Annotated in this window: 8 protein-coding genes and 1 pseudogene; 2 read left to right on the top strand and 7 right to left on the bottom strand. The window is 71.5% G+C overall.

The genetic code is table 11. From position 1 onward, the window contains the following. The 5 genes and pseudogenes from D7W82_RS36855 to D7W82_RS36835 form a co-directional block, all read right to left on the bottom strand. Nucleotides 1-1,188: pseudogene (locus D7W82_RS36855) on the bottom strand (hypothetical protein); the annotation flags it as partial. After that, the gene (locus D7W82_RS36850) at nt 1,175-1,504 is read right to left on the bottom strand and encodes a c(7)-type cytochrome triheme domain-containing protein (protein ID WP_120622769.1); all 330 of its coding nucleotides are present in this window, start codon (nt 1,502-1,504) and stop codon (nt 1,175-1,177) included. The gene D7W82_RS36850 and the pseudogene D7W82_RS36855, both read right to left, overlap by 14 nt. Then, nucleotides 1,501-1,698 carry a hypothetical protein gene (locus D7W82_RS36845; protein WP_120622768.1) on the bottom strand — a complete coding sequence of 66 codons (198 nt, stop codon included), beginning with the start codon at nt 1,696-1,698 and terminating at the stop codon, nt 1,501-1,503. The genes D7W82_RS36850 and D7W82_RS36845 overlap by 4 nt, the downstream gene beginning before the upstream one ends. Beyond that, the gene (locus D7W82_RS36840) at nt 1,695-2,297 is read right to left on the bottom strand and encodes a NapC/NirT family cytochrome c (protein WP_158617796.1); all 603 of its coding nucleotides are present in this window, start codon (nt 2,295-2,297) and stop codon (nt 1,695-1,697) included. The genes D7W82_RS36845 and D7W82_RS36840 overlap by 4 nt, the downstream gene beginning before the upstream one ends. 66 nt (nt 2,298-2,363) lie before the next feature. Then, the gene (locus D7W82_RS36835) at nt 2,364-2,717 is read right to left on the bottom strand and encodes a hypothetical protein (protein WP_147439731.1); all 354 of its coding nucleotides are present in this window, start codon (nt 2,715-2,717) and stop codon (nt 2,364-2,366) included. A gap of 245 nt (nt 2,718-2,962) precedes the next feature. Between D7W82_RS36835 and D7W82_RS36830 the strand changes: the two genes are divergently transcribed. Next, the gene (locus D7W82_RS36830) at nt 2,963-5,149 is read left to right on the top strand and encodes a peptidase (protein WP_120622765.1); all 2,187 of its coding nucleotides are present in this window, start codon (nt 2,963-2,965) and stop codon (nt 5,147-5,149) included. Nucleotides 5,150-5,165: 16 nt separating this feature from the next. Here D7W82_RS36830 and D7W82_RS36825 read toward each other — a convergent pair whose 3' ends face one another. Then, on the bottom strand, nt 5,166-6,341 hold the full coding sequence (locus D7W82_RS36825) for an AI-2E family transporter (protein ID WP_120622764.1): 1,176 nt from the start codon (nt 6,339-6,341) through the stop codon (nt 5,166-5,168). Between the two features lie 137 nt (nt 6,342-6,478). On the opposite strand from D7W82_RS36825, the gene D7W82_RS36820 reads away from it, so the two are divergent. After that, complete coding sequence (locus D7W82_RS36820) at nt 6,479-6,895, top strand: DoxX family protein (RefSeq protein WP_120622763.1); 417 nt, start codon at nt 6,479-6,481, stop codon at nt 6,893-6,895. A 10-nt stretch (nt 6,896-6,905) separates the two neighbouring features. On the opposite strand, the gene D7W82_RS36815 is transcribed toward D7W82_RS36820, so the two are convergent. Then, nucleotides 6,906-8,102 (bottom strand): threonine/serine exporter ThrE family protein (locus tag D7W82_RS36815; RefSeq protein ID WP_147439730.1); only part of this gene is annotated, 1,197 nt, incomplete at its 5' end.

Raw genomic sequence — 8,102 nt, 5'->3', positions numbered from 1 at the left:
GGCGACGGGCCCGGGCGCGGTGGGCGTGGGTGGGGCGGTGGCCACGGCGGCGTTCGCGGTGGCCGGTGCGGTTGTCCCCAACGCGCCCGCGTCAATCCACCGGGCCAGGAGCGCCAGCTGCGCGCTGCCGGGTTCCCACACCGCGCCGCCCGGGTGCGAGTCGCCCTTCGCGCGCTGGTAGAGGAGGCTGGTGGCGGCGGAGCCGGGAACGACCAGGGGCTCCACCGAACGCAGGTGCTGCTCCGGATCCGCGTGGGTCACGTAGCGGCCAGCGCCGGCCATCCCGTCCGAGGCATGACAGCTGGAGCAATCCGCCAGCAGCGCCTCGTGCACCTGGGGAGCGAAGCGCGGCGCGGCCGAGGCGTCCTCGGAAGGAGGACCCGCGCTCGCGGACGCGGCTGGTGCTGGCGGAGAGGCGGGGGGAGTGGACGCGACGGGCGCTGGAGTGGTGCCGGGAGATGTGGACGCGCCGGGCGCTGGAGTGGCGCCGGGAGGCGTGGCCGCGACGGGCGCTGGATTGGAGCCGGGAGATGTGGACGCGCCGGGCGCTGGAGTGGCGCCGGGAGACGCGGGCGCTCCGTCGTGGGACGGACGGGGAGCGCCAGGGCCGGCGGCGATGGCCGGCGCGGAGGTGGGGGCCCCGCGTGCCTTGCCGGGCGGGGCGCCTCCTTCAATCCAGCGCAGGAGCGTCGCGTACCCGGCCGACTCCACCGCGAGGACCTTCTTGCCTCCGTGAAAGGTCGTGCCGGCGCCCTTCTTGAGCAGCGGGCTCTGGGCCGCGGTGGCGGGCTGCACGAAGCGCAGGGTGGCCTCGTAGTCCGCCGGCTCGCCCCGGAGCACCCAGCGGGACCGGGACGCCATTCCGTCCGGGCCGTGGCAGGACTTGCACTCCTTCTCCAGGATGGGCCTGACCTCCTCCTCGAAGCCCGGCACGCGGGGCCGGTTCGCGCTCGCGGGCGTCCGCGTGGGGGGCGCGGCGGGATTCCTGGCGGCCTCCGCGGGGGACGGCGTTCCCGGGGCGGGGACGCCCGCGTCGGGCGTTGCCTGCGCGGGGGGCGGCTTGATTCCCAGCCGCTCCTGGAGCTGCCGCCGCTTCTCCTCCTGCGACTGCGCCCGCGCGGGGCCTGGGACGGACAGCACCAGCGCGCAGACGAACAGCGCCCAGGTGCCCGGCTCAGCGACGCGCATGGCACGCCTCGCAGTTCATGGAGCGCCAGTCCGTGGCGGCCTGTCCGTCATGGCAGCGCCCGCAGTAGCGGCCCTCGCGCATGTCCTGATGCGTGAAGCCCAGCCGGGCCTGCGGGAACGTGCCGGGGTGGCAGCTGTAGCAGTACATGGAGCCATGCCCCCAATGGGAGAACAGCGCCGGAGCGGGCGCGGCGCGCTCCTTGAGCGGAGGCAGCCGGACGTCCTGCGGCGTGTTCACGGCGAAGATGGGCGTCGTGAACAGGAGGAGGGCGACGAGCCCCACCCGCCACCGTCCCCCGCGAGCGGAGCGACTCATAGGGCCTTTTGCTCCTTCAATATCTTCCAGACCGTGACGCCGTAGAGCAGGACTCCCAGCAGGACCCCGGGCACGCCCACGGCGGTGGAGATGACGAAGGTCAGGGGCGTCCAATGGAGGTAGGCGAACAGCTGGATGAGCAGCCCGGCCAGGACGAAGAGGGCCGCCACCCGGATGCGCTTGTCGTGGCTCATGGACGCGGTCGCTCCGGCAGCCAGAAGTTCTGGGCCTTCACGCCCTCCAGGTCGTGCGCGAGGTCATGACAGCTCAGGCACGAGCGGGCCCCGCTCTGGAGCTCCGCCTGGAGCTCGCGGTGCGGACCGGCCTCCAGGTAGCCGCGCGCATCGTTGTGGCAGTGGAGGCAGTTGTAATTGGGATACGGCTGATAGAGCCGGGGCTCCGGGGGGATGGTCCCGAAGTAGTGGACCCAGACGTGCCGCAGGCCGTTGAGCTTGGCCTTCGCGTCCCCGAAGAGCGCGTAGTCCGTGTGGCAGGAGAAGCAGGTGGAGTCGCGGTTGATGAGCCGCTTCTGGTAGTGGACCGCGGCCAGGGCGTTGGGGTTGTCCACGAACAGGCTCTGCCCGTAGCGCTCCATCTCGTGGCAGCCCATGCAGAACGAGGTCTGGCTGGATTCGCGCACGCCCACCGCGACCCCGGCGCCGCTGACGGCCAGCGGCAGGAGGGCCAGTCCTCCGAGCAGCACCAGGCGTCCCAGCCGGTTCGCGGTGAGATGGCCCGCGGCATGGGCAATCATCGCCACCAGCACGGCCACCGCGCTGACAATCACAATCATGAGGGTGGGCAGTGGAGCCTCCATGGAGCCTGGGTCGTGACAACCGTGCGGTGAGGCGATTCCGCGCTACCGGGAGGCCTCACCGGCGGAGGGCGGGAGGGGGATGGGCTCCACCTTCGCGGTGTGCCCGTCCACGCGCAGGTCCAGGGACTTCTTGCCCGCCGGCGAGGCGTACCGCAGCCACCAGGACGCCTCCCCTTGCTTCGCCATCACCAGCTCCAGGGCCTGGTCCTGGTTCCGCGCGAACGCGGCCCCCAGCCTCACCGCCTCCTGGTAGCCCACGGTGAGCGCCACCGAGGTGGGCGGTGGCGGCAGCGGGGGCGAGAAATCCTCACGCGTCTGCATCGAGGACCCCGCGCACCCCGAGGCGCCGAGAGCGGCGAGCAGGACGGCGCGGCGCAGGAAGAGCAAAGAGGTCATGGTCGCTGGCTCGAACGGAGGGGAGGAATGAAACCTGTCCGGCCTTCGACACTGCATGCCCCGTACCGGGGTGGACCCGTGCCCCTCGTGGAGGTGGGCCCGGGCGAGGGTGCGCGGCCCACCGGGGGCCCGGCGCAAACCTTGCGCGAGCCGGTGACATCCCGCGCATTCTTTGCGGCGCGCGGCTTGAGTCCACCCCTCGCGCGGGGTAGCCACGTTCCGTCACGTCTCTCCTGGAGCCTTCCATGAAGCCCCTGCTGCTGGCCGCCGTCCTCGCCGCCGCGCCCGCCACCCCGCAGAAGCCGCCCGCGCCTGACGCCGGCCTCGCGCAGGCCGCGCAGCCCTCCCTCACCGTGCCCGGAGGCAAGTTCCTCCGCGCCCGCTCCGGCAACACCGCCGTCGCGCAGATGTTCGCGCCGGGCATCGCGGAGCTGTCCCTGGCGGAGAAGCGCGTGGCGTGGTCCCTCACGCTCGCGGCGCATGCGGGCGAGGACATCGCGTTGGATCAGCTCGGCTGGAAGCTGGTGCCGGCGAAGCAGCTGCTGGAGGGCGTCTGGCTCTTCGGCCGGGACGCGCAGAGCGCCGCGTCCGGCTTCGACGGGAAGCTGGCGGACTACCTGCTGCGCTTCTACGGGCACGGCGGCAACCACGACAGCACCACCGGCCAGAAGTTCGTCCCGGCCTTCACCGCGGAGCAGCTCGCGGCCGGCGCCTCCCGCGCGCTCAAGGCCGGCGCACCCTGGACGGTGAAGGACGAGGCCGCGCTCCAGGCCTGGCTCCAGGACCTGAAGCCCACCCTCTTCGACGCGAGCTTCGAGCCGCAGCTCACCTCCAAGGCCCCGCCGCCGGGACAGGACCTCCTCACCGCGTCCTCCAACACCGCCTACGGCCCCGGCGTGACTCAGAAGGACCTGGTGGGCTTCAAGGAGAAGTACCCGCTCAACTCGCGCGTGGTGAAGGAGAACGGGAAGCTCACGGAGCAGGTGTTCCGCGCGGGCACGCCGGACGGCAAGGTGAAGCCGGGCCTGTACGCGAAGGAGCTCTCGCGCGTCATCGCGCACCTCCAGGAGGCGATGAAGTCCGCCGAGCCCGCGCAGAAGGCCGCGCTGGGCAAGCTGGTGCGCTACTTCCAGACGGGCAGCCCCAAGGACTGGGACGCGTACAACATCGCGTGGCTCAAGGTGGACCCGAAGGTGGACGCCAACCTGGGCTTCATCGAGACCTACGTCGACCCTCGCGGCCACAAGGGACAGTGGGAGGGATTGGTCAACTACCGCGACACGGCGGAGAACCAGATCATGGTGCTCATGGGCCAGAAGGCCCAGTACTTCGAGGACCGGCTGCCCTGGCCCCAGAAGTATCGCCGCAAGAAGGTGTCGCTGCCGGTGGCCAAGGCCATCAACCTCATCACGTCCCACCCGGAGCCGCCCGCAGGCATCAACCTGCCCAACGAGCAGCACATCCGGGAGAAGTACGGCAGCAAGAGCGTGATGATCACCAACGTCATGGACGCCGCCTCCGCCGTGACGCGGCTGCCCCTGGCGCTGGAGTTCTCCCGCACGGCGGAGGACCGCGAGCAGGCCCAGAAGTACTCCGTCACCGCGCGCAAGTGGCTGGTGGCCTTCCATGAGGTGCTGGGCCACGCCTCCGGCCAGGTGGACCCGAAGCTCAAGGGCCAGTCCCCGTCCGTCTTCCTCAAGGAGTACGACAACACGCTGGAGGAGGCGCGGGCGGACCTGGTCGCGCTGTGGCACGCGTTCGACCCGGCGCTCGCGGAGCTGTCGCCGGACCACGAGGCCATCGCCCGGCAGATGTACCGGGACTTCCTGGTGGAGGGGCTCACCAACCTGCGCCGCGTGGAAGAAGGCAACGCCTTCGAGGAGGACCACCAGCGCGGCCACCACATGACGGTGACGTTCCTGGAGGAGAAGGGCGCGGTGAAGCAGGTGACGCAAGACGGCCGCACCTACCTGGTGATTCCGGACTACGCGAAGATGCGCGAGGCCGTGGGCGAGCTGCTCTCCAAGCTGATGGTCATCAAGGCCACCGGCGACTACGAGGGCATCCGCGCGCTGGTGCAGGAGAAGGGCATCCACTTCGACCCGAAGCTGCGCGACGAGGTCGCCCGCCGGGTGAAGGCCGTGGACGTGCCCACGGTGCTGCTGCTCAATTCGCCGCGCGTGATACCGGTGCTGGACGCGAAGGGCGCGCTGGTGGACCTGAAGGAGGACACCACCCAGGCCTTCGTGGATCAGCACCTGGAGCGCAGCCTGCTGGGCCGGCTGTCCCCCGCGGAGGCCAGCCGCGTCGCCGCGAAGGTGGCGGGCTCACCGGACGCGGTGCGCGAGGCCTTCAAGGAGCTGGGGCCGGACACGGCTCCGGCGCCGACCCCCGCGAAGAAGGGCGCGGCGCCGGTGAAGTCCACGCCCTGAGCGGGGCGCGGGGCCGTCAGTGGTTGGACGTCCTGTCGGAGTCCGGGATGGGCGTGCCGGACTCCGTGGTCAGCACGACGCGGTGGGTGCCCGGCTCGATGGGGCCTCCCGGCGTGGCCGGGTCGCCCATCCGTCCGTTGGGCCGGCCGTAGTCGCGCTCGTAGATGCGCACCACGGAGAGGAAGAAGGCGACGATGAGGGGCCCCAGCAAGAGGCCCACCGCGCCGAACGCGGCCAGGCCGCCCAGGAGGGCGAAGAAGACGATGGCGCCGTGCTGGTTCATGCCCTTCCGGGCCAGGAGCGGCTTGACGACGTTGTCCACGAGCCCCACCACGACGACGCCCCAGATGGCCAGGAAGAGGGCCGCCCACGGGTGGCCGCTCAAGAACATCAGGCCCGCGGCGAAGAGCACCACCACCGCGGCGCCCACGGCGGGGATGAGGGCGAGGAAGAAGGTGAGGCCCGCGAAGAACAGCGGCGCGGGCACCCCCACGATGAGGAAGCCGATGAGCGCGACCGCGGCCTGGACGCCCGCGGTGGCGATGGTGGAGACGAGCACCGACACGGAGGTGCTCTTGAACTCGCGCAAGAGCTCCCGCGTCTGCCCGCGCCGGAGCGGCGACACGCTCTCGAACCACTGCACCAGCCGCGCGCCGTCGGTGAGGAAGAAGAAGAGGGCGATGAGCATCATCGTCAGCTGGAGGATGATGCTGCCCGTGGCGGCCACCGCTCCCGTCACGGCCTTGGCGGCGGTGCCACCCTGGTTCGTCATCTGCTCCTGGAGCTTCTGATCCAACTCGGCCTGCTCCAGCGGGAGCCGCTCGATCAGCTTGCTCACCGGGCCCTGGATGCCGCTGGGGAGCTTCTCCACCAGGCCCGTCATCCCGTCCTTCTGCACGGCCTCCGTCACGAAGCGCGCGCCCTCGGACACCTCCGCGACGACGAAGGCGGTGAGGCCGCCCAGGGGCAGGAGCAGCGCCAGCAGGATGCCGCTGACGATGATGCCGGCGGACACGTTGCCGTGGCCGTGCAGCCGCTTCCGGAGCCGGGTGTGCAGCCCGTAGAAGGTGCCCGCCAGCACCGCCGCCAGGAAGAACGCCTCCGCGAAGGGCCGGATGACCAGGCACAACAGGACGATGGACAGCAGGATGAGACCCACGAAGACGCGTCGCGCTACCTGATCGGAGGCCATGGCCTTGCCAAGTTATGGAGCCGGACCTGTCGGCGGGAGCCTGCCCGGCTGGATTGTCGCCAGAACATTCCCCTCGGCCCGGCCGCCTGCCTGCTCACGGGGCTTGGGAGCGGCGGAGGGGGCGCTAGAGTGCGCGCATGCCGCCCTTCGACTCCGCCCGCTTCACGCTCTGGCTCCCGCAGCTCTTGTGCGCCGCCTTCCTGGCCATCCTCTTCCTGCAGTCCGGCCTGGACAAGGTCGTGGACTGGAAGGGGAACCTGGGGTGGCTGACCGGCCACTTCTCCAAGTCGCCCCTGAAGGGCGTGGTGACGCCAATGCTGGCGGTCATCACCCTGATGGAGCTGGCGGCCGGGGCGCTGAGCGGGGCGGGCGCGGTGGCGCTCCTGGTGAACGGCAACCCGTTCATTGCGTACCTGGGCGCGGCGCTGTCCGCGCTGTCGCTGCTGGCGCTCTTCTTCGGTCAGCGCATGGCGAAGGAGTACGCGGGCGCGGCGGTGCTGGTGCCGTACTTCATCGTCGCGCTCGCGGGTGTGTACCTGCTGCGGCTGGCGTGAGGCCGGCCCGTTAGAGCACCTTGCGCGAAGGCATGATGGCGTTGGCGGACAGCAGGCCCGCCGCCAGCGCCACCGCGACCATCAGCATGGAGAAGGCCGTGTCCACGCCGGCCACCACGTCGCGCTCCAGCAGCGACGCCAGGCTGCGGAAGCCCACGCTGCCGGGGACGAGCAGCATCAGCCCCGGCACCACGGTGGTGACGGCGGGCCGGTTGCGCAGCCGCGCCAGCGCGTTGCTCCCGACGCCCAACAGCAGCGCGCCCGCGAAGGCGCCCAGCTGAGGCCCCAGCAGCAGCGCTCCCAGCCGCGCGCCCATGAACGCGGCGGCGCCGGCCAGGGCAATCCATCCCCAGTCCCGAGGCCGGGCGCGGAAGAGCACCGCGATGGCGAAGCCCGCCACCACGAGCGCGAAGAGGGCGACCCCCGGGGGAAGCACCGTGGGCAGGGCCGGCGTGGGCATGGGCACGGGCGGCAGCACCGTGGCCACGCGGCTGCCCAGGGCCGCGCCGAAGCCCAGCTGGAGGAACACCAGCGCGGCGTGGGTGAGGCGTGAGGTGCCGGAGATGAGGTTGCGCGTGGCGACTTCGTTGACGGCGATGGTGAGCGTGAGGCCGGGCAACAGGACGATGAGGCCCGCGAGCGTGGCCACCTCGCCGTGCAGCGGGCCGAAGAAGTGGGCCGCGATGCCCGCGAACGCGGCGGACAGCACGGCCGCCACGGGCTCCAGCACGCGGGCGGTGGTCGGCTGCTTGCGCGTCAGCAGGTCCAGCACGCCAATGGCCAGGCTGCTGACGCCAGCGACGCCCATCTCCTTCCAGCCGCCGCCGAACAGCAGCGCCGCGGATGCGCCCGCCAGCATCCAGCAGAGCAGCTGCAGGACGGGACCGTAGCGGGGGGGCCGGGCGAGGATGGCCTCCACCCGGGTGGCGCCATCCGTCGGCGTGAGGCGTCCCTGGATGACGTCGTCCGCGAGCATGTCCAGGAGAATGAGGCGCTCCAGGTCGAAGTCGCCGGGCTCCACGCGGATGAGGCTGGTGCGCAGGTCCTCGGGGGGACCGAAGGACGCGAAGATGGAGGTGGGCGTGGAGAAGAAGCGGGCCTCCAGGCCCAGCCGCTCGCTCACCTTCATCATCAGCCCCTCCAGGCGGTGGGCGGGCGTGCCGTGGCGGTGCAGCGCGTGGCCCAGGCGCAGCACGAAGGCCACGGC

Origin of the sequence: Corallococcus sp. CA049B (assembly GCF_003611685.1) — a bacterium.
GTDB classification, from domain to species: domain Bacteria; phylum Myxococcota; class Myxococcia; order Myxococcales; family Myxococcaceae; genus Corallococcus; species Corallococcus coralloides.
Note: the sequence above shows the minus strand (reverse complement) of the source record. Positions and strands in the feature narration are given on the sequence as shown.